Below are 24,131 nucleotides of genomic sequence, written 5' to 3' on the forward strand. Positions count from 1 at the left end.
ACTTCTTCTCCCACAAAGGATCCTTCACCATGAGTCCCACCGGATCGAATACGGCTGCGGCCCGGACCGCCCGCATGGAGCGTGCCACCAGCGAGTCCTCCGTGCTCGTGGAGATCAACCTCGATGGAACCGGCGTATCGGACATCGATACCTCCGTGCCGTTCTACGACCACATGCTCACGGCCCTGTGCAAGCACTCCCTGATCGACATGACGGTCAAGGCCACGGGTGACACCCACATCGACGTCCACCACACTGTTGAGGACGTGGCCATCACCTTCGGCGAGGTCCTGCGGACCGCCCTCGGGAACAAGGCCGGGATCCGCCGGTTCGGTGAGGCCACCGTTCCGCTGGACGAAGCGCTTGCGAACGCTGTGGTGGACGTGTCCGGACGCCCGTACCTGGTGCACGGGGGCGAGCCGGCCGGGCAGGAGTACCACCTGATCGGCGGCCACTTCACCGGTTCCCTGACCCGCCACGTCTTCGAAGCCATCACACTGCACGCCGGCATCTGCCTGCACATGAACGTGCTGGCCGGACGGGACCCGCACCACATCGTCGAGGCACAGTTCAAAGCCTTCGCCCGCGCCCTCCGCGCCGCCGTCGAACCCGATCCCCGGGTTGAAGGCATCCCCTCCACCAAGGGGGCGCTGTGAGCGGCCAGGTCCTCAAAGACGGGGCGATCATCGATCCGTCAGCATCAGGCAAGCTGCCTTCACCTGAGGGCAAACCCACGGTCACCGTGCTCGATTACGGTTCCGGGAACGTCAGGTCCGCAGTCCGGGCACTGGAACGTGCCGGCGCGGAAGTAGTCCTGAGCGCCAAGCCCGAGGATGTACTGAACGCGGACGGCCTGGTGGTTCCGGGCGTAGGTGCGTTCGAGACCGTCATGCGCGAACTCAAGGCCGTGGACGGCATCAGGTTGATCGGCAGGCGGGTGGCAGGCGGACGCCCCGTGCTTGGAATCTGCGTGGGCCTCCAGGTCCTTTTTGAAGCCGGAGTGGAACACGGCACCGAAGCCGAAGGCATTGGCGAATGGCCCGGCAAGGTAGAGGCCCTCCCCGCGGAGGTGGTTCCGCACATGGGCTGGAACACGGTCAAGGTGCCGGAAGGCTCCAAACTCTTTGCCGGGGTCGAAAACGAACGCTTCTACTTCGTGCACTCATACGGCGTGCAGGAATGGAACTTCGACGTCATCCAGCCACGGATGGCGCCGCCCCTGGTCACCTGGTCCGAACACGGCGGCCCCTTCATCGCCGCCGTCGAGAACGGCCCCCTCTGCGCCACCCAGTTCCACCCCGAAAAGTCCGGCGACGCCGGTGCGCGGCTCCTGCGCAACTGGGTGGAAGGCCTGCGGAAACCGGCCGCCGGTCAATCCGCTGCAGCACCGGCGGACGCCGGCAGTGACGCCTAGATGTGGTCGGTACTCCTGATGGGCCTCGCCGGCATCCTCATCGGTGGCGGCATCTCATTCCGGCAGCAGCGCAAGCCACTCTGGACACAGGTGGCGTTCTACGTCCTGGCCGCCATGTCACTGGTGGCGGCCTACCTGCTGACCCTGCCGGCAGACTGACCACAGCCCACAGCGCGAGGGCCGCCAACTTCACCCCAACAGCATCGCGGACCCAGCGCCCTGCTTTCCGCACCGAAATCGACACCGAGGATGAGTATGACCACCGCACATGACCTGCCGGTACTTGAACTGCTGCCAGCCGTCGACGTCGTCAACGGCCAGGCCGTCCGGCTGGTCCAGGGCGAGGCGGGCAGTGAAACCAGCTACGGCACCCCCCTTGAAGCTGCGCTGAACTGGCAGCAGCAAGGCGCCGAATGGGTGCACCTGGTGGACCTGGACGCAGCCTTCGGCCGCGGCTCCAACGCAGACCTGCTCCGGGAAGTCGTGGGCCGGCTGGACATCAAGGTGGAGCTCTCCGGAGGCCTCCGCGACGACGAAACACTGGAAGCCGCCCTTGACCTGGGCGTGGCCCGGGTCAACCTGGGAACGGCTGCACTGGAGAACCCGGAGTGGACCCGCCGGGCCATCGAACGCTTTGGCGACAAAATCGCCGTGGGCCTCGACGTCCGCGGAACAACCCTCGCCGGCCGCGGCTGGACCAAGGAAGGCGGGGACCTCTGGGAGGTCCTTGGCCGTCTCGAAGAGGCCGGCTGCTCCCGCTACGTCGTGACCGACGTGACCAAGGACGGCACTCTGCAGGGCCCCAACGTCGAACTCCTCCGCCAGATGGTGGAAAAGACCGGCAAGCCGGTTGTGGCTTCCGGCGGCATCTCCAGCCTGGACGACCTGAAGGTCCTCCGGTCCCTGGTCCCGCTGGGCGTGGAAGGCGCGATTGTGGGCAAGGCCCTGTACGCCGGAGCCTTCACGCTGCCCGAAGCCCTCGACGTCGCCGGCCGGCGCTGACCCGGCGGACATCGACCCCATGCCTAACGTCGAGGAGCCAGGGCGGCAGCCAGCACGCCAGCTGCCCGGACATATCGCGGCAGCCCTGTCCGGCGCTGGTGGCGCCACGGATTCGGCGGGCCAGCCATGGGCAGGACGCAGCCTGGCCGGTGACGACAGCAGGATCCACAACTTCGAGGACGACGACGGAACGGCCGACGCCGGCTACCTCGCCGCCCTGGACGCGCTCCGGCAAGGGGCAGGCGATGAAGCGGGCGTCGTGGCCGCCCTGGCAACGGCCCGGGTCTTCATTCCGATTGTTGCGCAGCTGGCTGAAGAGTCGGAAACAGCCCACGGACTGCACGCTGACAAGCAGGCGGACATGGCGCTGGTAACGCTGAAGGCGGCTGACGGCAGGACTGCCCTCCCCGCCTTCACCTCGGCCGCCGGGCTGGCCGCCTGGCATCCCGAGGCCCGGCCCGTCGCCGTGTACGCCGCGCGGGCTGCCCTCTCGGCAGTCGCCGAAGGCGCCGAGCTCCTGGTCCTGGACCCGGGCGCCGACGTGACGTTCGTGGTGCGCCGTCCGGGGGTCTGGGCATTGGCAAAGCAGCACGACTGGACCCCCTCCTACAACGACCCCCAGCTGGCCGATGAAATGGCGCGCGCAGCCTCCGGGTTCGCCGCCATCCGCAGCATTGGGCTTATGCCGGGCAGGGGAGTGGCTTCCAGTGCTGCCGATGGCGCAGTAGTCCCTGGCGGGGGTGCCGGGCCGGAACTTCAGGTGGTGCTGTACCTTGAGGACGGCCTGGACGCCGCCGGGGTCCAGGAACTGGTGGCCAACCTCCAGGCGGAGTGGTCGCGGAATGTATTGTTTGGGGAGCGCGTCGACTCCTTGGAAATCAAACTGAGGCGCGCTCCCGACTAGACGCAGCCGGATGGGTGATCCCCGCCAGTGCTGCGGCATACCCTGAAGGACCGTTTCGTGAATTTCGCTCTCTACCGGGAGTTGCTCGCCGTCCGGCCAATCCGCCGGCTGCTGCTGGTTGGCATGATCGCCCGCATCCCGCACTCAGCGGCCGGGGTGCTCCTGACCCTGCACATCGTCCTCACCCTTGGCCAGGGCTATGCCGCGGCCGGCGCCGCCGCAGCGGTCATGACCATCGGTATTGCCCTGGGCGCCCCGTGGCGCGGCAGGCGCGTTGACACCGTAGGGTTGCGGACCGCACTCATCCCGTCCGTGATCTCGGAGACGCTGATCTGGTCTGTGGTGCCGCACGTGTCCTACCAGTGGCTCCTCCCACTGGTCTTCGTGGGCGGCCTGCTCACGCTGCCAATTTTCAGCGTGGTCCGGCAGTCCCTGGGCGTCCTGGCGGAGGGCGACCAGCGCCGCACCGCGTTCGCCCTGGACGCCATCACCACCGAAATGGTATTCATGATCGGGCCGGCCGCCGGCGCCGTGGTGGCCACCAGTGGATTTACCGTTGCCGGGTTGACCGTGGTGGGCGTGGCCACGTCCCTGGCAGGGCTGTCCCTCATGTGGTTCAACCCGCCCACCCGCAGCCCGGCGCAAACCGCCGAATGCGCCGGGGATGAGCAACATGCCGCGGAAGCCGCCGTGGTCGCCACCGCTCCGGCCCACGTCCAGGAAGCCGCCGCGGAACTGTCACCGGCCGGGACGGCCAGCCGTGCGGCAGAGGGACTGCGCGGAAGGCTGGCGGGCGGCTTCGCGTGGTTCACCGCAACGGTCGCGGCACTCTTTGCCGTTGCCGCCGGCGCCGGCATGGTCCTGAGCGGTACCGACGTTGGCATCGTTGCGGCGCTGGAAACCGGAGGCCGCCAGAGCGAGATCGGCATCGTGTTCGTCTTCTGGTGCGCCGCCTCGGTGGTGGGCGGACTCATCTACGGCGCCATGCACCGGCCCATCCCGCCTGTCATCCTGCTGCTGGGAATGGCGGCGCTGACGCTGCCCATGGCCTTCGCCCACGACACCTGGACGCTGGCACTGGTTTCCATCCTGCCCGGCCTGCTCTGCGCCCCCGTCCTCTCCGCAGCCTCCGAAACGGTCGCGGACCTGGTGTCGGAGGAACGGCGCGGGGAGGCGATGGGCTGGTACGGCTCAGCCCTGACCGCTGGTGTTGCCCTCGGCTCGCCGCTGGCCGGCATCTTCATCGACCTCATGGGACCGTCCGGGGGTTTCGTTTCGGTTGGCGCCGCCGGCGTCGTGCTGTGCCTGGTGGGCCTGGCCCTCCAGCAGCGCCGCCGAAAAGCCGCCGCCCGATATTTCCGTCCGCCGCGCTGAACGGCAGGTACGGAGTGGCCGGTCAAGCCCCGGGTGCTTTGCCTGGAAACGACGACGGCGGGACGACCTTGAAAGGCCGTCCCGCCGTCGGACGCTGCTTGGGTGGGTTCTTCCTTAGTTCACTGCGCCGGTGTACTTTTCGCCCGGGCCCTTGCCCGGTGCATCCGGAATCAGCGACTCTTCACGGAACGCCAGCTGGAGGGACCGCAGCCCATCGCGCAACGGTCCGGCGTGCTGCGAGCCGATTTCGGGGGCAGCTGCCGTCACCAGGCCGGCCAGGGCGGTGATCAGCTTCCGGGCCTCGTCCAGGTCCTTCAGCTCGGCCGCGTTGTCTTCTGCGGCCAGGCCAAGCTTTACCGCGGCTGCGCTCATGAGGTGCACGGCGGCCGTGGTGATGACCTCGATGGCGGGGACTTCCGAGATGTCCCGGATCTGTTGTGAAACGTCTGCGCCTGCGTCACCGGGCTCGAAGACGTACGAATTACTGTCTGAGGTGCTCATACTGGTAAGCTTGACACAGACCGACTGGATGTCGTTATTTCAGGGATTGTCCCAAACGATCAGGTTCCCAACAGCGCTTTTGCGGCGTTGACGGGAATTTTTTCTGTAGAATGGCTTCCAGTTTGCAAGCGGAGTTCTCTCCCACCCGCGTCAGCCGCTGTCCCAGGCGTTCCTTTGGAACCTGCAGGGGACGTAAGGTTGCCGGGTATCTGGTTGGGCATGGACCGGCACACGCCGGGACTGTGTGCGTGCAGCCCTGACGGGGTTGCCGAGCCAACCTATCTGAGGCCTTCGATTGCTCCGGCAATTGGGGGCCTTCTCTATTTGCCGGACTCAACAACAAACACAGGAGCTTTAACATTAGCGAGCCAAGAATCAATGAGCGTATCCGCGTCCCCGAGGTGCGGCTGGTCGGCCCTGCAGGTGAACAGGTAGGAATCGTCCGTATTGAGGATGCCCTGCGACTGGCTGCCGAGTCCGACCTTGATCTCGTTGAAGTTGCACCTCAGGCGAAGCCTCCGGTGTGCAAGCTGATGGACTTCGGCAAGTACAAGTACGAGGCCGCGGTCAAGGCACGTGAGGCCCGGAAGAACCAGACGAACACTGTTCTGAAGGAAATCCGTTTCCGGTTGAAGATCGACACCCACGACTACGAGACCAAGCGCGGCCACGCCCTGCGCTTCCTCGGTGCCGGGGACAAGGTCAAGGCCATGATCCAGTTCCGTGGCCGTGAGCAGCAGCGTCCGGAGATGGGCATCCGCCTGCTCCAGCGCTTCGCGGACGACGTCGCCGAAGTTGGCGTGGTGGAGTCCAGCCCCCGCATTGACGGCCGCAACATGGTCATGGTGGTTGGGCCGCTGAAGAACAAGGCTGAAGCCAAGGCTGAGGCACGGCGCGCCACGCAGCGGGCCGAGGCCAAGGCCCAGAACGAAGCCAAGGCTTCCGGACGCGTTGACACGTCCGGCGAGGACCAGGCCCCCTTGACGCAGTCACTGGCGGACCTGCTGCCCGAAGGTTTCACCGTCTCCACGGAGCCGGAGGCTGTGGCCGAGGACAACGCCCCCGCCGAGGCGCCCGCTGTTGAGGCACCTGAGCAGGAAGCTCCGAAGCAGGAAGCCCCCAAGGCTGCTGCGCCGAAGCAGGAAGCTCCGAAGCAGGAAGCCCCCAAGGCTGCTGCGCCGAAGCAGGAAGCGCCGAAGCAGGAAGCTCCGAAGCAGGAAGCCCCCAAGGCTGCTGCGCCGAAGGCCGCTCCGGCTCCCAGGCCTGCAGCTGCCGCCAAGCCGGAAGCCGCCGCGCCGGCGGCACCGAGACCGGCCGCTGTGCCTGCACCACCCAAGCCGGTGGCCAGGCCTGCTGCGCCGAAGCCTGCTGCGCGCCCTGCCCCCAAGGCAGCGCCGAAGCCGGCCGGCAAGAAGACCAACTAGTTCACAGCTGCCGGGGTACGCCTCCGGCAGTCAGCAACCAGCATGCTGCCCGCAGGGGTGGCTGCGCGATAGAACTGCGGCCCCCGGGCCTGCAGAAACGTAAGGAGATCGGTTCCCATGCCGAAGATGAAGACCCACAGTGGTGCTAAGAAGCGCTTCAAGCTGACCGGCAGCGGCAAGCTGCGCCGCCAGCAGGCCAACCGCCGCCACTACCTGGAGCACAAGTCCTCCCGCCTGACCCGCCGCCTTGCCGGCGACCGGATCGTCTTCAAGGGCGACGCCAAGGTCATCCGGAAGATGCTCGGCATCTAATTTCCAAGTTCTATGAGGGGCCGCCGCCTGGCGGTCCGTCACCTGCCAAACAGCATTCTCAGGCCGCCGGTTCACCGGCAGTAGATGCTTGGGATCAGATTTTCGAAGGAGTACGCACGTGGCACGTGTGAAGAGGGCGGTCAACGCCCACAAGAAGCGCCGGGTTGTTCTTGAACGCGCAAAGGGTTACCGCGGACAGCGTTCGCGCCTGTACCGCAAGGCCAAGGAGCAGCTGCTGCACTCGTTTGTGTACAGCTACGGCGACCGCAAGAAGAAGAAGGGCGACTTCCGCCGCCTGTGGATCCAGCGCATCAACGCTGCGTCCCGCGCCAACGGCCTCACCTACAACCGCCTCATCCAGGGCCTGAAGGCCGCCGAGGTCGAGGTTGACCGCCGTATGCTGGCCGAGCTTGCCGTCTCTGACGCCAACGCCTTCGCCGCGCTGGTCCAGGTGGCCAAGGACTCCCTTCCGGCAGACACCTCCGCCAAGAAGGCAGCCGCAGCCTAGGCAAGCAGCTTCCGCCCCTCGCCTGAGGGGCCCGTTCAGGAACTGGTGGCAGCAGCTACTACAGTTTTCTGTATGAACGAAACCGGGCGCCCGCAAGACCTTCCACTTTCCAACCCCCGAGCTGATCGGGTCAGGGATGTGGCAAAGCTTGCAGGGCGCCCGGCCCGTTTAAAGCGCGGGCAGTTTCTGGCCGAGGGCCCGCAGGCCGTCCGTGAGGCACTCAAGCTCCACCAGCAGCGCCTTGCGGCGGGAGGTCCCGGAGTAGTGACTGAGGTCTTCGCCAGCGAAAGCTGCCTTGACCGTTTTCCCGAATTTGAAGAGCTCTCCGAGGGCACCAGCGCACGGCTGGCCACGGATGAGGTCCTGGCAGCCATGGCGGACACCGTCAACCCGCAGGGGATAGTGGCGGTCTGCAGGTTTGTGGACGTGGCTCTGGCGGACGTGCTCGACGCCGGGCCCCGCCTGATTGCCGTGCTGTGCCAGGTGCGGGACCCGGGGAATGCGGGAACGGTCCTGCGTGCGGCCGATTCCGCCGGTGCCGACGCCGTGGTGTTCACGACGTCCAGCGTGGACATCTACAACCCCAAGGCCGTCCGGTCCACCGCTGGTTCGCTGTTCCACCTTCCGGTGGTGCTGGCCGCCGATCCCGCGGAACTGGCTGCAGCCTGCAAGGCCCGCGGCATCGGCATCCTCGCCGCCGACGGCTACGGGCAGCTGGACCTCGATGTCCTGCAGGACGAGAACGCCCGGCGCCGGCTCACCGGAACAGGGCCGGAGTCTGTGTACGACCTCGCCGGTCCCACGGCCTGGTTCTTTGGGAACGAGGCACAGGGACTCTCCGCGGAGGAGCTGGAACTGGCCGACCACCGGGTGGCCGTTCCTGTCTACGGCGCCGCCGAGAGCCTCAACCTTGGGACGGCGGCCACGGTATGCCTCTACGCCAGCGCCCGCTCCCAGCGCGGTGCCGCTGCTGCAGTGGGGCAGGAACAGGCCGGATAGGAACGCGCCACGGCCCGGGAACTTCGGGGAAAGGCCAGGGGCCTTCCAAAAAAAGAATGGCCCCGGAAGTCCGGGGCCGATGGGGTGTTGGTAGACGGAGTGATCAGGGTGCGCGGGTTGCTTTTCCGCGTCCGGTGACTGCTCCGTAGATGCCGGCGACAAGCAGGCCGCCGACGATAGCGAGAATCCAGGTGCCGAGGTCGAAGAAGGCAAGATCGCCCTTGTTGAACAGGAGGCTGCCAATCCAGCCGCCAACAATGGCACCGACGACACCGAGGATGAGGCTGGTGACCCAGCCGCCGCCGACCCGTCCGGGCATAACGGCCTTAACGATGGCCCCGACTATGAGGCCCAAAATAATCCAAGCAAGAAAACCCATGTCTCCTCCTTATTGTGACCGGGATTAATAGTCCCGATGAGGCTCAAGCTAACATAAGCCCCCTGCAAAGTCAGTAGCTCGGGTGACGGCGTTGCTGCATCGTTAGGACAGCGCGGGCCGCCGTTTTCGGGGCTCCGTGCGCATAACCTCAGGCAGCCAGCGGCCTCTTGCGTTCAAGCAGGCCGCTGAGGAGCGCGACGCCGAAACCAAGGACGGCGAGGACGGCGCCGACCAGCGCCGGGGCAACAAAGCCCCACCCGAGGGCGATGACAAGGCCGCCGAGGAAGGCTCCCAGCGCGTTGGCGACGTTCAGCGCGGCATGGTTGAGGGAGGATGCCAGCGATGGGGCATCCGGCGAGGCGTCCAGCAGCCGGGTCTGCAGAGCGGGGATGAGCATGGAACCGGAAGCTCCCACCACAAACACCATGACCATGGCGCTCCACTGCCAGTGCGCCGCCACCGCATAGACCACCAGAGCCACGGCGATGGCAGGGAGGACCCGGTACAGGGTGCCCATGACGGATTTGTCAGCGAGCCTGCCGCCGAAGACGTTCCCGGCCACCATGCCAAGACCGTAGAGCGCCACCACAAGGGGGATCAGGGTGGAGGGGATGCCGGCCACGGAGGTCATGGTGTGGGCGATGTAGGTATAGGTGGCGAAGAAGCCGCCGAAACCCACGATGCCCACCAGGAGTGCCAGCCATACCTGGAGCCGTTTGAGGGCCCCGAGCTCGCGCCGGATGCTCGCGTCGGGGTGGGCGTGCTGGAAGGGGACGAATTTCCACACCATGGCCAGTGCCAGCAGGCCGATGGCACCGACCAGGACAAACAGCAGGCGCCAGCCGAAGGTCTGTCCCAGCCAGGTGGCGAACGGTACTCCCACGACGTTGGAGACGCTGAGCCCGGCCATGACCATGGAGATGGCCCAACCGCGCCGTGTGGGCGGAACGAGGGAAGCCGCGATGACGGCTGCAACGCCGAAGAACGCTCCGTGCGGCAGGCCGGCGGCAAAGCGGGACACCAGCATCCAGCCATAGTCGGGGGCAACGAATGACGCCAGGTTGGCCACGGTAAAGAACAGCAGCAGCCCCAGCGCCAGTTTCTTGCGGGGGAGCCTGGCGCCGACGGCGGCCAGCAGCGGAGCGCCTACCACTACCCCCAGCGCATAGGCGGAGATCAGGTTGCCGGCCTGCGGAGTGGTAATTGCCAGGCCCTGCTCCACTTCCTTGAGCAGGCCCATCATGGTGAACTCGGTGACGCCGATGCCTACGCCGCCCATGGCCAGGGCGAAAATCGCCATGCCGATGTTGGGGGTCGTGCTGCGGGTTGCCGTGGACGGGGAAAGAACGCTGCTCATATTCCTGCTTCTTGAAACGTGGGACTCGCAAGGGACGGATGCCACGGCAGTGGGGCAGGACGGTCCGGACAGTGTGGCAAACCCCGGCTGGGCAGGACGTATTCCCGGCAGGAACTGTTCCTAAGGCGGGAATGCTGTTCCCGGACACTCCATTGTGGCCCATAGAATGACCCGGTGACTGGACTGATTCAGGTTGTGGGCGGAGCTGTGGTGGACCGGCTGGCCAATCCGGCGGCCCTGTTGGTGGCACGGCGAAGCGCGCCGGAGCACCTGGCGGGGCTGTGGGAGTTCCCCGGCGGCAAGGTGGAGCCCGGGGAGGAACCCGAAACGGCGCTGGTGAGGGAGCTGGCTGAGGAACTGGGAATCGGCGTGCGCCTGGGACTGGAACTTCATGCGGAAACACCGGCTGGCTGGCCCCTCAATGACCGGGCCAGTATGAGGGTGTGGTTCGCTGAGGTGACCCACGGCGAACCATTGCCCCTTGAAGACCATGACGAACTGCGCTGGGTGGACCTGCGGGACCGGGAAGCTGTCCTCACCTTGCCGTGGATCCCCGCCGACTATCCGATTGTCCATGCGCTGCTGGAATCCGTGGGATCGTCGCTGGGCCGGAGCCGCTAGAAAAGCGCGTCCTGCTGCGAGGGCCGGGACGAAGAAGGGACGCCGGGGGGCCCGGCATTCGTGCCGGCCGGAATGCTTCCTGCCGGGTACTGCGCTTCCTCGGCACGGGGATCGTCCAGGTCCCGGTGGCTGAAGCCGGACGAATGCGAAAACCCATGGCGTGCCTTGAAATAGCGGACCCTGCCGGCGAGCCAGGTGCGGTACTCCTTGGAGGCGTAGGAACCCGTCCCGTACAGGCGCCGGTAGCGGCCGGCCAATTCGGGGTGGTGTTTGGCAATCCACTGCATGAACCACTCCCGGGTGCCAGGTTTCAGGTAGAGGGCGCCGGCCGTAACGCCGGTGGCCCCGGCAGTGGCCAGGGAAGCGAAGAGGGAATCAAGTGCTTCGTCGCTGTCCGACAACCACGGCAGGATGGGCATGGCCATGACGCCGCATGGCAGTCCGGCCTCACGTAAGCGGGAGACGAGTTTCAGCCGGGCCCTGGGTCCTGGGGTACCGGGTTCGATGGCCTCCGAGAGGGCCTCGTCCGTCATGGCCAGGGAAATGCCCAGCCCCACGGGCACCTGCGTGGCAGCCCTTTTGAGCAACGGGATGTCCCGTGCCAACAGCGTTCCCTTGGTGAGGATGGACAGGGGAGTGCCGGATTCCGCCAAGGCGGCAATGATGCCGGGCATGAGCCGGTACCGGCCCTCGGCCCGCTGGTAGGGGTCCGTATTGGTACCCAGCGCCACCTGCTGGCGTGTCCAGGATGCCTTGTTCAGTTCCTTGCGGAGGACCTCCGCGGCATTCACCTTCACCACCACCTGGCTGTCAAAGTCCATCCCGGCGTCGAAATCCAGGTAGGTGTGGGACTTGCGGGCGAAGCAGTAGACACAGGCATGGCTGCAGCCGCGGTAGGGATTGACGGTCCATTCGAAAGGCATCTTTGACCCTGCCGGGACCCTGTTGAGCACCGATTTGGCGGTGACCTCGTGGAACGTGATGCCGGCGAACTCGGGGGTGGTGACGGAACGCACCAGTCCTGCCAGCGGAAGCAGCGCCGGAGCAGCGGCACCCGCGGTGTCAGGCGTATCGGGTACCAGTGCCTGCGCTTCCCATCTCATGGCTCCATTCGAAAACATGTTCGAATGGAAGTCAAGGCGCCGCGCGCTGATACCAGCCGGTCGCCCAGAGGTACCGGCCGGTGGAAGGGGCGGCCTACTGCTCCAGGGCCCACGTGGCGGTCACGGTTGCCTCCACCCGGTTTGCGCCCGGTTCCACCGTCATGCCCTCCGGAGCAGAGGCCCGCTGCATGCCCGCCAGGGGAACCGGGCCCGGCGCCGGGCGCTGGTCCGTCACGGACAACACCGGTCCCAGGCGGGCGGAGGCCAACGCTGCGTACTGCCCGGCAGTGCGGAGTGCGTCGTGCCAGGCGGCTTCCCGGGCCTCAGCCCGGACGGCGGTGTCGTCGGAAAGGACCAATTGCAGGGTGTTCAGCCGGGCGGAATCCCCGGCCGCGTCGACGGCCGCGGAGATGGTGGCGGACGCGGTGGCGATGTCCCTGAGCCGGACCGTGACGCTGCTGGCCGCCACGTACCCCACGAGCTTTTGGCCCTCGCCGTCCCGCCAGGCGAGGTCGGCGCGGACGCTCATCCCCGCCGAGCGGATATCGGCCGGTGCAACACCGTGGCCGCGGAGGACCGAGCCCATCATGGCCAGGCCTTCCGCGGCCGCCGCATACGCCTCCTCCACCGATCCGGCACGGCACTCGACGCCCACCGAAACCAGCATCAGGTCAGGGGGTGCCTCCGCCCATCCCGTGCCCGTGGCGGTGACTGTTCGCGCATTCCCGTGCGCGGGGGCTTCCGGGCCCATCACGCGCGCCTCGACGCAGTGGGCGGGTAGCCGCCGGCCGCCAGCCCTGCCCGGCGCTCAAAGATGTTGCCCGTTCCCGGATTTCCGGTGCGCAGCACCGACCAGCCGGCGGCTGCCAGGTACAGGGGGATGAAGGGCAATCCGAGGCACCACGCGTACTGGGTGCAGTGCCCTTCCTCGTGTCCCAGGAGTGCGGGCCGGGACAGCAGTTCACCGGCCGTGCTCCGGCACAGCACGACGTTCCCAAGGGTGTAGGCGTGCGCGAACGGCAACCGCCAGCGGTAGCCTGCGGCAAGGATCAGGCCGCGGGGGCCCCGGCTGATCTGCGTCCTGGCGGCGAGCGCGACGGCGAGCCCGGCCAGGGTGCTCCCGTTCAGGAGGTTCGCTGCCCGCCTGAGCCGCTGGGCCGTCGTCGGGCCGTGAAAGGTACCCGCGCGCTGCCGCAAAGTCATGAGGCCATGGTAGCCGGAGGGTTCAACTAGACTGGAGGGCAGTGGCCGCCGGTCCTGCCGGCGAGCCCTGACCTGGTCATTGAATGACACTGACGTTCAGCGCATTCATCCATGACCTGCCAGCGACGGACGCGCCGGGCGGGAAACCGCCAACGGCTGCCCCGGCCGCCGGCAGCCACGACTCGTAGCTAAGAACAGTAGATGACTGAAACTTTGCCGGGCGCCGCCATCCCGAACCCCACGGATGAGGCCGCCATCAACGCCGCTGTAGATCAGGCCATCACCGCCATCGCCGGTGCGGCCACCCTTGACGAGCTGAAGGCGGTGCGCCTTGCCCACAGCGGCGAGAAGTCCCCGCTGAGCCTAGCCAACCGTGAGATTGGCCGCCTGCCCAAGGACCAGAAGGCGCTCGCCGGGAAGCTGATGGGCGCCTCCCGCGGCCGGGTCAACAAGGCGCTCGCCGACCGCACGGCGGTACTGGAAGCCGAGAACGACGCCAGGATCCTGGTCGAGGAAACTGTGGACGTCACCGCCGCTCCGCGCCGCCGTCATGCAGGTGCCCGCCACCCGCTCTCCACGCTGCAGGACCGCGTGGCGGACATCTTCGTGGGCATGGGCTGGGAAATCGCCGAAGGCCCCGAGGTGGAATCCGAGTGGTTCAACTTCGACGCCCTGAACTTCAAGCCGGACCACCCTGCCCGCGAAATGCAGGACACCTTCTTCGTGGAACCGCCTGAAGCCCACCTGCTGATGCGGACCCACACCTCCCCGGTGCAGGTCCGGTCCATGCTGGAACGCGAGGTTCCCATCTACGTGCTGTGCCCGGGCAAAGTGTTCCGCACGGATGAACTGGACGCCACCCACACCCCGGTGTTCCACCAGTTCGAGGGCCTGGCCATCGACAGGAACCTCAGCATGGCGGACCTGCGCGGCACCCTTGAGCACTTCGCCCGGCAGATGTTCGGCGATGAAGCCCAGATCCGGCTGCGCCCCAACTACTTCCCGTTCACGGAGCCGTCCGCCGAACTGGACATCTTCCATCCCGGGGCCAAGGGCGGCCCGGCGTGGATCGAGTGGGGCGGCTGCGGCATGGTCAACCCCAACGTCCTGCGCGCCGCCGGCATCGACCCGGACGTCTATTCAGGTTTTGCCTTCGGCATGGGCATCGAGCGCACCCTCATGTTCCGCAACGAGGTGGGGGACATGCGCGACATGATCGAAGGCGATGTACGGTTCAGCGAGCACTTCGGGATGGAGATCTAACAGTGCGTATCCCACTTTCCTGGCTGCGTGAATTCGCGGCCGTACCGGCCGATGCAACGGCCGAAGACGTCATGGCCGAACTGGTCAAGGTGGGCTTCGAGGAAGAAGCGGTCCACCGCCCCACGGACACGCTGAGGGGCCCTGTCGTGGTGGGCCAGGTCCTGAGCCTGGTCAAGGAACCCCAGACCAACGGCAAGACCATCAACTGGTGCCAGGTCCGCGTTGTCCCCGAGGGGCAGGAGCAGACCCTCACCGGGGACGGCATTGACCCCTCCGGCGTCCAGGGCATCATCTGCGGCGCCCACAACTTCGTTGAGGGCGACAAAGTGGTGGTCACGCTTCCGGGTGCCGTGCTGCCCGGCGACTTCCACATTTCGGCCCGCAAGACCTACGGCCACCTGTCCGCCGGCATGATCGCCTCAGTCCGCGAACTGGGCATCGGCGAGGACCACGACGGCATCCTGGTGCTGTCCCGCATCGGGCTGGACCCGGAAGTGGGCACCGACGCCATGGAACTGCTGGGCCTCTATGACCAGGCCGCGGAAATTAACGTCACCCCGGACCGCGGGTACGCCTTCTCCATCCGCGGGGTTGCCCGCGAGTACGCCCACGCCACCGGCACCGCCTTCACGGACCCTGCCGCGAGGGTCAACGCCCCGGCAGAGCTGTCCGGGGGTTACGGCGTCAAACTCAACGACGACGCCCCCATTTACGGCAAGCCCGGCTGCGACCGCTTCGTGGCACGCACTGTGCGCGGCGTTGACGCTACCCGCCCCACCCCGCCGTGGATGGTGTCCCGGCTCCGGCTGGCAGGCATCCGCTCCATCTCCCTGCCGGTGGACATCTCCAATTACGTCATGCTCGAGCTGGGCCAGCCCACGCACTGCTACGACCTGGACAAGCTGTCCGGCGACATCGTGGTGCGGCGTGCCTCCGCAGGCGAGAAGATCACCACCCTGGACGGCAAGGAGCGCACCCTTGACGCCGAGGACCTGCTGATCACCGACAATTCGGGCGCCATCGGCATCGCGGGCGTCATGGGCGGCGCCGCCACTGAGGTGAGTGACTCGACGTCGAACGTCCTGGTGGAAGCAGCGCACTTCGACGAGGTGTCCATTGGGCGGTCGCGTCGCCGGCACAAGCTGCCCTCCGAGGCGTCCAAGCGCTTCGAGCGCGGGGTTGACTGGCAGGTGGCGGGCGTCGCCGCCCAGCGCGTGGTGGACCTCCTGGTGGAACTGGCCGGCGGCACCGCCGACGAACCCGGAACCGACGTGGGCACGGCTCCGGAAACCATCACCATCGGGCTGCCCGCCGGCTTCGCCGCTGCCCGCATCGGCGTCGACTTCACCGAAGAGCAGATCGTCACCTCCCTTGAGGACCTGGGCGCCGTCGTGGAGAAGAACGACGGCGGCTGGAGCGTTACGCCGCCCACGTGGCGCAGCGACCTGGAGACCAAGGAAGACCTGACCGAGGAAATCGCACGGCTGGTGGGCTACGACAAGATCCCGGCCACCTTGCCGGTGGCCCCTCCGGGGCGCGGACTCACCCGGATCCAGCAGCAGCGCCGGCGCCTGATCCAGTCGCTGGCCGACGCCGGCCTGACCGAGGTGCTGTCCTACCCGTTCGTGTCCAAGGCCGCCAACGACACCTTTGGCGTCGCCGAGCAGGGTGCCCAGCGGAGCGCGGTCAAGCTGGCCAACCCCATCAGCGAGGAACAGGGCTACCTGCGCACGTCCATCCTGCCGGGGCTGATCGAGGTGGCCAAGCGCAACCACTCGCGCGGCTTCCGCGACCTCGCCCTGTTCGAATCGGGCCTGGTGTTCCTTCCCGCCGGGACCGTGGGCACTGCCTCCATCCCGCCGCTGGGCGCCAAGCCCGCCGACGAGGTGCTCGACGCACTGTACGACGGCGTCCCGGACCAGCCGTTCCATGTGGCCGCCATCCTCACCGGCCACGATTCCCCGGCTGCTGCCGGCCATACTCCGCGGACGTGGGACTGGGCCGACGCGCTGGATGTTGCCCGCCTTGCGGGCGACGTCCTCGGCGTCGACCTTGTGGTCACGCAGGGCAGCCACCAGGCGTTCCATCCCGGCCGCACCGCCCGGCTCGCACTGCGGACGGGAGAGACCGTGGGGTACGCGGGCGAACTGCACCCCAAGCTGCTGGCGGCCTCGGACATGCCGGCCCGTTCGGTGGCACTTGAACTCAATGCCGACGCCCTGTTTGAGGCGGCACCGGATGTGATCGTGGCCCGCCACATCTCCACGTTCCCGGTGGCGACGCAGGACGTTGCACTCGTTGTTCCCGCCGACGTGCCCGCGGACGAGGTCCTTGGTGCGCTGCGTGAAGGCGCCGGTGAGCTGCTGGAGGACGTCGCGCTGTTCGATGTCTACGCAGGCAAGGGCATCGAGGAGGGCAAGAAGTCGCTGGCCTTCGGCCTCCGCTTCCGCGCCGCTGACCGCACCCTCACCGCTGACGAAGCCTCGGCCGCGCGTGAGCAGGCAGTTGCCCTGGCCGCGGAACGGTTCGGAGCCGTCCAGCGCTAAGCAGGACAAACCCGTGAACCACGGAAGTCCCCGCACCCTTGAATGGGCGCGGGGACTTCTTCATTATCCGGCGAAGCGGGGTTTCCTACGGCACCAGGAGAACCTTTCCGGTGGTTTTCCGGCCCTCAAGGTCGCGGTGTGCCTGCCCGGCCTGGCTTAACGGGTAGCGGGCCCCGATGCGGACCTTCAGGCTCCCGCCGGCGGCCGCTGCAAAGACCTCGTCGGAGCGCCAGCGTCGCTCCGCGGCATCCCGCAGGTAGTGGCCCATGGTGGGCCGGGTGAGGAACAGGGAACCCCCGGCGTTGAGGCGCTGCGGGTCAAATGGCGGGACCGGGCCGGAGGCTGCGCCGAACAGCACCAGCATTCCCCGGACACCAAGGGCGTTAAGGGAGCCGTCGAACGTATCCTTACCCACGCCGTCGTACACCACGTCCACGCCCTTGCCGCCGGTGAGCTCGCGCACGTGGTGCGGAAAACCTTCGTAGCGCAGCACATGGTCCGCGCCGGCCTCAAGGGCGAGGGCCTTTTTCCCGTCATTGGACACGGTGGTGATGACCCGGGCGCCCTTTGCCTTGAGCAGCTGGATGAGCAGCAGTCCAACCCCGCCGGCCCCGGCGTGCAGCAGTACGGTGTGCCCGGATTCCACCTTGAAGGTGGAATTGACCAGGTAGTGCGCGGTGATGCCCTGGAGGGGAAGGGCGGCGGCGGTAAAGACATCCAGGCCTTTCGGTACCGGCAGTGCGGCGTCCTCATCCACCAGGGCGTAGTCCGCGTAGCAGTTCAGGCCCTCGGCCGTGGCTATCCGGTCGCCCACGGAGAAGCCGGTGACGCCTTCGCCCACGGCTTCCACCGTCCCTGCGGCTTCCGTGCCGGGGGTGAAGGGGTACTGGACTTTGTAGGTCCCACTGCGCTTGTAGGTGTCGATGAAGTTGACGCCGGCCGCCCCGACTTTGAAGAGCACCTGGCCCGGCCCCGGAGCGGGTGTTTGAACCTCGGCGTAGTCAAGGACTTCCGGTCCGCCTGCCTGCCGTGCGACGATTGCATGCGTCATGGCTCTCCTTTCGCGGGTCCCGGCGTTTCCGGCCCCGGCTGCCGAGACCATCCTAGGGACACCGCAGACCGGCACGGCAAGTCCCGGCGTAACCGCAGGCCTCAAGGACGGCCATGCATAAATATCGGCATCAATGCATAACTATTGCTGTATAGTCGGAGCATGACTATTTCTGTTGCGGTTTCGGGTGCCAGCGGCTACGCCGGGGGAGAGGTCCTTCGCCTTCTGGCGGGGCACCCCGGTGTGACCATCGGTGCCATCACAGCGCACAGCAATGCCGGGTCCCGCCTCGGCGAACTGCAGCCGCACCTGCATGGACTGGCCAGCCGCATCCTTGAAGACACCACGGTGGAGAACCTCTCCGGCCACGATGTCGTCTTCCTGGCGCTGCCGCACGGTGCTTCCGCCGAGATCGCCGCCCAGCTTCCCGAAGGGACAGTCGTCATCGACGCCGGCGCCGACCATCGCCTTGAAGACCCCGCCGCGTGGGAGAAGTTCTACGGCTCGCCCCATGCCGGCACCTGGCCCTACGGACTCCCGGAGCTGCCCGGCCAGCGGGAAGCCCTCAAGGGCGCCAAGCGCATCGCCGTTCCCGGCTGCTACCCAACGTCCGCCCTCCTGGCGCTGACCCCCGGCTTCGCTGCGCACCTGCTGGAGCCCGACGACGTCGTGATCGTTTCCGCCTCCGGCACCTCGGGCGCGGGCAAGGCCGCCAAGGTCAACCTGATCGGCGCTGAAGTCATGGGCTCCATGAGTCCCTACGGCGTGGGCGGTGGACACCGGCACACCCCCGAGATCGAGCAGGGCCTCTCCAACGCGGCAGGGGAAAAAGTCAGCGTTTCCTTCACGCCCACCCTTGCTCCCATGAGCCGCGGCATCCTGACCACCGCCACTGCCAAGGTCAAGGCCGGCACCACCGCAGCGCAGCTGCGGCAGGCATGGACCGAAGCGTACGACGACGAGCCGTTCGTCCACGTGCTGTCCGAGGGCCAGTGGCCCGGGACCAAATCGGTCCAGGGTTCCAACCACGCAGCCATGCAGCTGGCCTTCGACGCCCACACGGGACGGGTGGTCGTCGCCTGCGTGATCGACAACCTGACCAAGGGCACTGCCGGCGGAGCCGTGCAGTCCATGAACATCGCACTCGGCCTGCCCGAAACCGCCGGCCTCAACCTGCAGGGAGTAGCTCCGTGACCATCACCACCCCCCAGGGATTCCGGGCAGCAGGCGTCACCGCCGGACTCAAGGCCTCCGGCAACCCGGACCTCGCCCTGGTCGTCAACGACGGACCATCCAAAGCCGCCGCCGCCGTGTTCACCAGCAACCGCGTGGCCGCAGCCCCCGTGCACTGGTCACGCCAGGTGGTCTCGGACGGCCGCGTGGATGCCGTCATCCTCAACTCCGGCGGGGCCAACGCCTGCACCGGTCCCACGGGCTTCCAGAACACCCACAGCACCGCGGAGAAAGTGGCCGAGGTCCTGGGCATCTCAGCCACCGACGTGTTCGTCTGCTCCACCGGCCTGATTGGCGAGCAGCTGCCCATGGACAAGATCCTGCCGGGCGTCGAGGCCGCTGCAGCAGCACTCAGCACCGACGGGGGACCGGACGCCGGCACGGCCATCATGACCACCGACAGCGTGCCCAAGTCGGCCCTCTTCATCGGCACCGACGCCGACGGCCAGGAATTCAGCATCGGCGGCATCGCCAAGGGCGCCGGCATGCTGGCCCCCGGCCTGGCCACCATGCTGGTGGTCCTCACCACGGATGCCGTGGTGCAGCCCGAAATGCTCGACGTCGTCCTCCGCGACGCCACGCGGGTTACGTTCGACCGCGCCGACTCCGACGGCTGCATGTCCACCAACGACACGGTTGTCCTGCTGGCTTCCGGCGCTTCCGCGGCTGTGCCCTCGGCCGAGGATTTCGGTGCCGGGCTGACCAAGGTCTGCGCCGAGCTGGCCCGCAAACTGATCGCCGATGCCGAGGGCGCCAGCCACGACATCGCCATCCGCACGTTCAACGCTGCCAGCGAAGCGGACGCCGAAACCGTCAGCCGCTCCGTGGCCCGCTCCAACCTGTTCAAAGCGGCCATTTTCGGCAAGGATCCCAACTGGGGCCGCGTGCTCTCCGCGGTGGGCACCACGGACGCCGCCTTTGAGCCGGACCAGCTCAACGTGGCCATGAACGGCGTCCAGATCTGCCGCAACGGCAGCATCGGCGACGACCGCAGCCTGGTGGACCTGGAGCCGCGCGAAGTCCTGGTGGAAATCGACCTGCAGGCAGGCGATGCCGAGGCCACCATCTGGACCAACGACCTCACCCATGACTACGTGCACGAGAACAGCGCCTACTCCAGCTAGGGGCCCCTCCAGCCATTGCCCGCCAAGGCATGAACCGCTGCGGAAAGTGACAACATGAACACCCAAACGCGTGAAACCACAAGCATGTCCGCTGCCCAGGACAAGGCGGCAACCCTGATCGAGGCGCTGCCCTGGATCCAGCGGTTTGCCGGCACCACCATGGTGATCAAGTACGGCGGCAATGCCATGGTGAACGACGAACTCCGCCGCGCCTTCGCCGAAGACATCGTCTTCCTCCACCATGTGGGGATCCACCCCGTGGTGGTCCACGGCGGCGGCCCGCAGATCAACTCCATGCTGGGCCGGCTGGGCATCGAATCCGAGTTCAAGGGCGGCCTCCGGGTCACCACGCCCGAGGCCATGGATGTGGTCCGCATGGTCCTCACCGGCCAGGTGGGACGCGAACTGGTGGGCCTGATCAACTCCCACGGGCCCTACGCCGTGGGCATGTCAGGTGAAGACGGCGGGCTGCTGCGCGCTGTCCGCACCGGCACCGTGGTGGACGGCGAAGAGGTGGACCTCGGGCTGGTGGGCGAGGTGGTGGGCGTCGACCCCGCCGGCATCGTGGACATCCTCGACGCCGGCCGCATCCCCGTGATCTCCACGGTGGCCCCGGAAATTGTCGACGGCGGAGAAAGCGTGGCGGGGACCGCGCGGTTCCAGCCCACGGGCCAGGTCCTGAACGTCAACGCGGACACCGCAGCGGCCGCCGTCGCCTCGGCGCTGGGCGCTTCGAAGCTGGTGATCCTCACCGACGTCGAAGGCCTCTACGCCAACTGGCCGGACAAGACCTCCCTGATCTCCTCCCTCACGGCGTCGGAGCTGCGGGAGATGCTGCCCAGGCTCGAGTCCGGGATGATCCCCAAGATGGCGGCCTGCCTCAAGGCCGTTGACGAGGGCGTGGAACGGGCACACATCGTGGACGGGCGCCTGGCCCATTCCATGCTTCTGGAAACATTTACGACGGCGGGCATCGGCACCCAGGTTGTCCCGGACGAGGAGATCAACGGATGAACACGGTTGAAAAGCCTTCAGTCACCGAGTTGGTGGAAACCACGGGCCACGCAGGCTCCGAGTGGCTCTCGCGCTACTCCAGTTCGCTGATGAACGTGTTCGGCACGCCGCAACGGGTCCTGGTCCGCGGTGCCGGCTGCCTGGTGTGGGACGCCGACGGCAAGGAGTACCTGGACCTGCTGGGCGGGATCGCTGTGAACGCCCTGGGCCACGCCCACCCCTTCGTGACGTCAGTCATCGCCAGCCAGCTGGCCACACTGGGCCACGTCTCCAACTTCTTTACCAGCCCCACCCAGGTGGCGCTGGCCGAAAAACTGCTGGAACTGGCGCACGCTCCTGCCGGCTCCAAGGTGTTCTTCAGCAACTCGGGCACCGAAGCCAACGAGGCCGCCTTCAAACTTGCCCGCCGCAATACCGGCGACGGTACGGTCAAGCGGACCACCATCATCGCCCTCGAGGGCGCGTTCCACGGCCGGACCATGGGCGCCCTGGCACTGACCGCCAAAGAGGCCTACCGGGCGCCCTTCGAGCCGCTGCCCGGTGGCGTGGTGCACATCCCGTTCGGCGACATTGCTGCGCTGGAGGCAGCAGTGGACGAAACCGTGGCCGCCGTGTTCCTGGAGCCCATCCAGGGTGAGGCAGGTGTGCGCCCCCTGCCGCCGGGCTACCTGAAGGCCGCGCGGGAGGCCACCAGCAAAGCCGGCGCCCTGCTGATCCTGGACGAGGTCCAGACCGGCATCGGCCGCACCGGCAAGTGGCTCGCCAGCGAGGATGCGGGGATTGTCCCTGACGCCATCACCCTGGCCAAAGGGCTGGGCGGCGGATTCCCCATCGGTGCCCTGATCACCATGGGTGGGCAGACGTCGTCGTTGCTGTCCGCCGGCCAGCACGGCACCACCTTCGGCGGAAACCCGGTGGCCACGGCAGCCGCCCTCGCCACCCTCCACGCCCTCGAAAGCCAGAACGTCCTGGCCAACGCCACGGCCGTGGGCGAACACCTGCGCTCCGCACTGGCCGCGATCCCCGGCGTCACCGAGGTCCGGGGTGAAGGGCTGCTGATCGGCTTCGACCTCGACGCCGACGTAGCACCGGCCGTCGTGCAGGCGGGCCTCGACGCAGGCTTCATCGTCAACAGCCCGGGCCCGCGGACCATCCGCCTGGCCCCGCCGCTGATCCTCACCACGGCACAGGCCGACACGTTCCTCGCCGCATTCCCGGCAATCCTCCAGACAGCTAAGGACGCCCAGTGACCACCGCAACCCGGCACTTCCTCAAGGACACCGACCTCAGCCCCGCCGAACAGGCGGAAGTCCTGGAGCTCGCCGCCCGCATGAAGGCGGCCCCCTACAGCGTCCAGCCGTTCGCCGCTGAAGGCAGCGGCCGCAAGACCGTGGCCGTGATCTTCGACAAGACTTCCACCCGGACCCGGGTCTCATTCGCCACCGGCATCGCGGACATGGGCGGCAATGCCCTGGTCATCAACCCCGGCGAGGCGCAGATCGGGCACAAGGAATCCGTGGAGGACACCGCCAAGGTGCTCGAACGGATGGTCTCCACCATTGTGTGGCGCACCGGCGCCCACGCCGGCCTGGTGGCCATGGCGGAGAACTCAAGGGTTCCCGTCATCAACGCCCTGTGCGATGACTACCACCCGTGCCAGCTCCTGGCGGACCTGCTGGCCGTCAAGGAACACAAGGGCGACCTCAAGGGACTCACCATGAGCTACCTCGGCGACGCCGCCAACAACATGGCCAACTCCTACCTGCTGGCCGGAGTCACCGCCGGCATGCACGTCCGCATCGCCGGCCCGGAGGGCTACCTGCCGGCCGCGGACATCGTGGCCGCGGCTGAGGAGCGCGCGGCTGAAACCGGCGGTTCCGTGCTCATCACCACCGATGCCAAGGAAGCGCTGAAGGGCGCCGACGTCGTGGCCACCGACACGTGGGTCTCCATGGGGCAGGAAGCCGAGAAGGAGGCCCGGCTCCAGCTGTTCCGGGACTACTCCGTCGATTCGGACGCCATGGCACTCGCCGCGGATGACGCCGTCGTGCTGCACTGCCTCCCGGCCTACCGGGGCTACGAAATCTCCGCCGACGTCATCGACGGCCCGCAGTCCATCGTCTGGGACGAGGCGGAAAACCGGCTGCACGCCCAGAAGGCGCTGATGGCCTGGCTGATGCACCGCTCGGGCCTGGCCTTCGTTGACGGCCTTTCCCCCGTCGAGGGCACCGGAGAGAGCACGTTCTAGTGTCCGCCCAGCCGTCCTCCCCGGGCACCAGCCCGGCCACCAAGACCGCCCGGCAGGCGCGCATCACCGCCATCCTCACCGGGCAGTCCGTGCGTTCCCAGGCTGAGCTTGCGGCGCTGCTGGCCGACGACGGCGTGCAGGTCACCCAGGCCACGCTGTCCCGCGACCTGGTGGAACTGGGCGCCGTCCGCGTCCGCGGCAAGGAAGGCGTCCTGGTCTACGCCGTTCCCGGCGAAGGCGGCGAGCGGGCCGCGAAAAGCGGCGTGACGCAGGAGATCCTGGATGCCCGGCTGGCCCGGCTGTGCAGCGAACTGCTGGTCACCGCCGAAGCCTCGGCCAACATCGCGGTCCTGCGCACTCCGCCGGGCGCCGCGAACTTCCTGGCCCTGGCCATCGACCACTCGGTGATGCCGTCCATCCTGGGCACCATCGCCGGGGACGACACCGTCCTGTTGGTCTCCCGCGACCCGCTGGGCGGACCGGACCTGGCAGCCCGCTTCCTGCAAATGGCAGAAGAAGCCGGGCAATAAGCTTGAAGACAACGAACCAAC

General features: G+C 67.4%; 26 protein-coding genes. 19 read left to right on the plus strand and 7 right to left on the minus strand.

What is annotated here, in order from left to right; genetic code table 11:
• The first annotated feature begins 29 nt into the window (after positions 1-29).
• The 6 genes from hisB to ACEN9K_RS08770 all read left to right on the plus strand — a co-directional run bounded on the left by hisB (position 30) and on the right by ACEN9K_RS08770 (position 4,694).
• On the plus strand, positions 30-656 hold the full coding sequence (gene hisB, locus ACEN9K_RS08745) for an imidazoleglycerol-phosphate dehydratase HisB (protein WP_018771583.1): 627 nt from the start codon (positions 30-32) through the stop codon (positions 654-656).
• Entirely contained in the window at positions 653-1,414 is a 762-nt protein-coding gene (hisH, locus tag ACEN9K_RS08750; RefSeq protein WP_495635555.1) for an imidazole glycerol phosphate synthase subunit HisH, read from the plus strand. Before hisB ends, hisH begins: the two co-directional genes overlap by 4 nt.
• Positions 1,415-1,573, plus strand: coding sequence for a hypothetical protein (locus ACEN9K_RS08755; RefSeq protein ID WP_495635556.1), 159 nt, complete (start codon positions 1,415-1,417; stop codon positions 1,571-1,573).
• Positions 1,574-1,669: 96 nt separating this feature from the next.
• Complete coding sequence (gene priA, locus ACEN9K_RS08760) at positions 1,670-2,416, plus strand: bifunctional 1-(5-phosphoribosyl)-5-((5-phosphoribosylamino)methylideneamino)imidazole-4-carboxamide isomerase/phosphoribosylanthranilate isomerase PriA (protein WP_018771580.1); 747 nt, start codon at positions 1,670-1,672, stop codon at positions 2,414-2,416.
• Positions 2,417-2,435: 19 nt separating this feature from the next.
• Positions 2,436-3,320, plus strand: a complete 885-nt coding sequence (locus ACEN9K_RS08765) for an SseB family protein (protein ID WP_495635557.1) — start codon at positions 2,436-2,438, stop codon at positions 3,318-3,320.
• Positions 3,321-3,377: 57 nt separating this feature from the next.
• Complete coding sequence (locus ACEN9K_RS08770) at positions 3,378-4,694, plus strand: MFS transporter (RefSeq protein ID WP_488314806.1); 1,317 nt, start codon at positions 3,378-3,380, stop codon at positions 4,692-4,694.
• Between the two features lie 114 nt (positions 4,695-4,808).
• Here ACEN9K_RS08770 and ACEN9K_RS08775 read toward each other — a convergent pair whose 3' ends face one another.
• Positions 4,809-5,195, minus strand: a complete 387-nt coding sequence (locus ACEN9K_RS08775; protein WP_018771577.1) for a DUF1844 domain-containing protein — start codon at positions 5,193-5,195, stop codon at positions 4,809-4,811.
• A 401-nt stretch (positions 5,196-5,596) separates the two neighbouring features.
• Between ACEN9K_RS08775 and infC the strand changes: the two genes are divergently transcribed.
• From infC to ACEN9K_RS08795, 4 genes are all read left to right on the plus strand, one after another.
• Positions 5,597-6,619, plus strand: a complete 1,023-nt coding sequence (gene infC / locus ACEN9K_RS08780; RefSeq protein WP_488314805.1) for a translation initiation factor IF-3 — start codon at positions 5,597-5,599, stop codon at positions 6,617-6,619.
• A 117-nt stretch (positions 6,620-6,736) separates the two neighbouring features.
• Positions 6,737-6,931 carry a 50S ribosomal protein L35 gene (gene rpmI, locus ACEN9K_RS08785; RefSeq protein WP_018771575.1) on the plus strand — a complete coding sequence of 65 codons (195 nt, stop codon included), beginning with the start codon at positions 6,737-6,739 and terminating at the stop codon, positions 6,929-6,931.
• 118 nt (positions 6,932-7,049) lie between these two features.
• The gene (gene rplT / locus ACEN9K_RS08790; RefSeq protein ID WP_018771574.1) at positions 7,050-7,439 is read left to right on the plus strand and encodes a 50S ribosomal protein L20; all 390 of its coding nucleotides are present in this window, start codon (positions 7,050-7,052) and stop codon (positions 7,437-7,439) included.
• A gap of 72 nt (positions 7,440-7,511) precedes the next feature.
• The gene (locus tag ACEN9K_RS08795; protein WP_495635558.1) at positions 7,512-8,438 is read left to right on the plus strand and encodes a TrmH family RNA methyltransferase; all 927 of its coding nucleotides are present in this window, start codon (positions 7,512-7,514) and stop codon (positions 8,436-8,438) included.
• Positions 8,439-8,541: 103 nt separating this feature from the next.
• Here the strand turns inward: ACEN9K_RS08795 and ACEN9K_RS08800 are convergent, their stop codons facing one another.
• Positions 8,542-8,817 carry a GlsB/YeaQ/YmgE family stress response membrane protein gene (locus ACEN9K_RS08800; RefSeq protein WP_018771572.1) on the minus strand — a complete coding sequence of 92 codons (276 nt, stop codon included), beginning with the start codon at positions 8,815-8,817 and terminating at the stop codon, positions 8,542-8,544.
• A 148-nt stretch (positions 8,818-8,965) separates the two neighbouring features.
• Entirely contained in the window at positions 8,966-10,174 is a 1,209-nt protein-coding gene (locus ACEN9K_RS08805; protein WP_495635559.1) for an MFS transporter, read from the minus strand.
• Positions 10,175-10,348: 174 nt separating this feature from the next.
• Between ACEN9K_RS08805 and ACEN9K_RS08810 the strand changes: the two genes are divergently transcribed.
• Complete coding sequence (locus ACEN9K_RS08810; protein WP_056390889.1) at positions 10,349-10,795, plus strand: (deoxy)nucleoside triphosphate pyrophosphohydrolase; 447 nt, start codon at positions 10,349-10,351, stop codon at positions 10,793-10,795.
• Here the strand turns inward: ACEN9K_RS08810 and ACEN9K_RS08815 are convergent.
• The 3 genes from ACEN9K_RS08815 to ACEN9K_RS08825 all read right to left on the minus strand — a co-directional run bounded on the left by ACEN9K_RS08815 (position 10,792) and on the right by ACEN9K_RS08825 (position 13,101).
• On the minus strand, positions 10,792-11,898 hold the full coding sequence (locus ACEN9K_RS08815; protein ID WP_018771569.1) for an Rv2578c family radical SAM protein: 1,107 nt from the start codon (positions 11,896-11,898) through the stop codon (positions 10,792-10,794). The genes ACEN9K_RS08810 and ACEN9K_RS08815 overlap by 4 nt on opposite strands.
• 94 nt (positions 11,899-11,992) lie before the next feature.
• Positions 11,993-12,649, minus strand: coding sequence for an SIMPL domain-containing protein (locus ACEN9K_RS08820; protein ID WP_495635560.1), 657 nt, complete (start codon positions 12,647-12,649; stop codon positions 11,993-11,995).
• Positions 12,649-13,101, minus strand: coding sequence for a hypothetical protein (locus ACEN9K_RS08825; protein ID WP_495635561.1), 453 nt, complete (start codon positions 13,099-13,101; stop codon positions 12,649-12,651). Before ACEN9K_RS08825 ends, ACEN9K_RS08820 begins: the two co-directional genes overlap by 1 nt.
• Positions 13,102-13,302: 201 nt before the next feature.
• Here ACEN9K_RS08825 and pheS point away from each other — a divergent pair, with 201 nt between their 5' ends.
• On the plus strand, positions 13,303-14,364 hold the full coding sequence (gene pheS, locus ACEN9K_RS08830; protein ID WP_144600331.1) for a phenylalanine--tRNA ligase subunit alpha: 1,062 nt from the start codon (positions 13,303-13,305) through the stop codon (positions 14,362-14,364).
• Between the two features lie 2 nt (positions 14,365-14,366).
• Positions 14,367-16,910 carry a phenylalanine--tRNA ligase subunit beta gene (pheT, locus tag ACEN9K_RS08835; RefSeq protein ID WP_488314802.1) on the plus strand — a complete coding sequence of 848 codons (2,544 nt, stop codon included), beginning with the start codon at positions 14,367-14,369 and terminating at the stop codon, positions 16,908-16,910.
• 85 nt (positions 16,911-16,995) lie between these two features.
• On the opposite strand, the gene ACEN9K_RS08840 is transcribed toward pheT, so the two are convergent.
• A complete protein-coding gene (locus tag ACEN9K_RS08840) occupies positions 16,996-17,961 on the minus strand; it encodes a quinone oxidoreductase family protein (RefSeq protein ID WP_018771564.1) in 966 nt (321 codons plus the stop codon).
• A gap of 162 nt (positions 17,962-18,123) precedes the next feature.
• Between ACEN9K_RS08840 and argC the strand changes: the two genes are divergently transcribed.
• The 6 genes from argC to ACEN9K_RS08870 are packed head-to-tail and all read left to right on the plus strand — an operon-like array spanning position 18,124 to position 24,110.
• Entirely contained in the window at positions 18,124-19,155 is a 1,032-nt protein-coding gene (gene argC / locus ACEN9K_RS08845; RefSeq protein WP_026266113.1) for an N-acetyl-gamma-glutamyl-phosphate reductase, read from the plus strand.
• On the plus strand, positions 19,152-20,318 hold the full coding sequence (gene argJ / locus ACEN9K_RS08850; protein ID WP_056391324.1) for a bifunctional glutamate N-acetyltransferase/amino-acid acetyltransferase ArgJ: 1,167 nt from the start codon (positions 19,152-19,154) through the stop codon (positions 20,316-20,318). The genes argC and argJ overlap by 4 nt, the downstream gene beginning before the upstream one ends.
• Positions 20,319-20,372: 54 nt before the next feature.
• The gene (gene argB / locus ACEN9K_RS08855; protein ID WP_018771561.1) at positions 20,373-21,332 is read left to right on the plus strand and encodes an acetylglutamate kinase; all 960 of its coding nucleotides are present in this window, start codon (positions 20,373-20,375) and stop codon (positions 21,330-21,332) included.
• Positions 21,329-22,582 (plus strand): acetylornithine transaminase, encoded by a 1,254-nt coding sequence (locus tag ACEN9K_RS08860; RefSeq protein ID WP_223994683.1) that lies wholly within the window; start codon positions 21,329-21,331, stop codon positions 22,580-22,582. Before argB ends, ACEN9K_RS08860 begins: the two co-directional genes overlap by 4 nt.
• Positions 22,579-23,580, plus strand: a complete 1,002-nt coding sequence (argF, locus tag ACEN9K_RS08865; protein WP_018771559.1) for an ornithine carbamoyltransferase — start codon at positions 22,579-22,581, stop codon at positions 23,578-23,580. Before ACEN9K_RS08860 ends, argF begins: the two co-directional genes overlap by 4 nt.
• A complete protein-coding gene (locus ACEN9K_RS08870) occupies positions 23,580-24,110 on the plus strand; it encodes an arginine repressor (RefSeq protein ID WP_018771558.1) in 531 nt (176 codons plus the stop codon). The genes argF and ACEN9K_RS08870 overlap by 1 nt, the downstream gene beginning before the upstream one ends.
• Positions 24,111-24,131: the final 21 nt, after the last annotated feature.

Source organism: Pseudarthrobacter sp. Pseusp20, assembly GCF_059492155.1.

Coding starts and splice junctions, on each gene's coding strand:
- priA (WP_018771580.1), top strand. CDS start 1,670: ATGACCACCGCACATGACCTGCCGGTACTTGAACTGCTGCCAGCCGTC.
- ACEN9K_RS08840 (WP_018771564.1), bottom strand. CDS start 17,961: ATGACGCATGCAATCGTCGCACGGCAGGCAGGCGGACCGGAAGTCCTT.
- ACEN9K_RS08825 (WP_495635561.1), bottom strand. CDS start 13,101: ATGACTTTGCGGCAGCGCGCGGGTACCTTTCACGGCCCGACGACGGCC.
- ACEN9K_RS08775 (WP_018771577.1), bottom strand. CDS start 5,195: ATGAGCACCTCAGACAGTAATTCGTACGTCTTCGAGCCCGGTGACGCA.
- argC (WP_026266113.1), top strand. CDS start 18,124: ATGACTATTTCTGTTGCGGTTTCGGGTGCCAGCGGCTACGCCGGGGGA.
- ACEN9K_RS08820 (WP_495635560.1), bottom strand. CDS start 12,649: ATGGGCCCGGAAGCCCCCGCGCACGGGAATGCGCGAACAGTCACCGCC.
- hisB (WP_018771583.1), top strand. CDS start 30: ATGAGTCCCACCGGATCGAATACGGCTGCGGCCCGGACCGCCCGCATG.
- ACEN9K_RS08860 (WP_223994683.1), top strand. CDS start 21,329: ATGAACACGGTTGAAAAGCCTTCAGTCACCGAGTTGGTGGAAACCACG.
- ACEN9K_RS08765 (WP_495635557.1), top strand. CDS start 2,436: ATGCCTAACGTCGAGGAGCCAGGGCGGCAGCCAGCACGCCAGCTGCCC.
- ACEN9K_RS08800 (WP_018771572.1), bottom strand. CDS start 8,817: ATGGGTTTTCTTGCTTGGATTATTTTGGGCCTCATAGTCGGGGCCATC.
- argB (WP_018771561.1), top strand. CDS start 20,373: ATGAACACCCAAACGCGTGAAACCACAAGCATGTCCGCTGCCCAGGAC.
- ACEN9K_RS08795 (WP_495635558.1), top strand. CDS start 7,512: ATGAACGAAACCGGGCGCCCGCAAGACCTTCCACTTTCCAACCCCCGA.
- ACEN9K_RS08815 (WP_018771569.1), bottom strand. CDS start 11,898: ATGAGATGGGAAGCGCAGGCACTGGTACCCGATACGCCTGACACCGCG.
- pheS (WP_144600331.1), top strand. CDS start 13,303: ATGACTGAAACTTTGCCGGGCGCCGCCATCCCGAACCCCACGGATGAG.
- ACEN9K_RS08755 (WP_495635556.1), top strand. CDS start 1,415: ATGTGGTCGGTACTCCTGATGGGCCTCGCCGGCATCCTCATCGGTGGC.
- rpmI (WP_018771575.1), top strand. CDS start 6,737: ATGCCGAAGATGAAGACCCACAGTGGTGCTAAGAAGCGCTTCAAGCTG.
- ACEN9K_RS08805 (WP_495635559.1), bottom strand. CDS start 10,174: ATGAGCAGCGTTCTTTCCCCGTCCACGGCAACCCGCAGCACGACCCCC.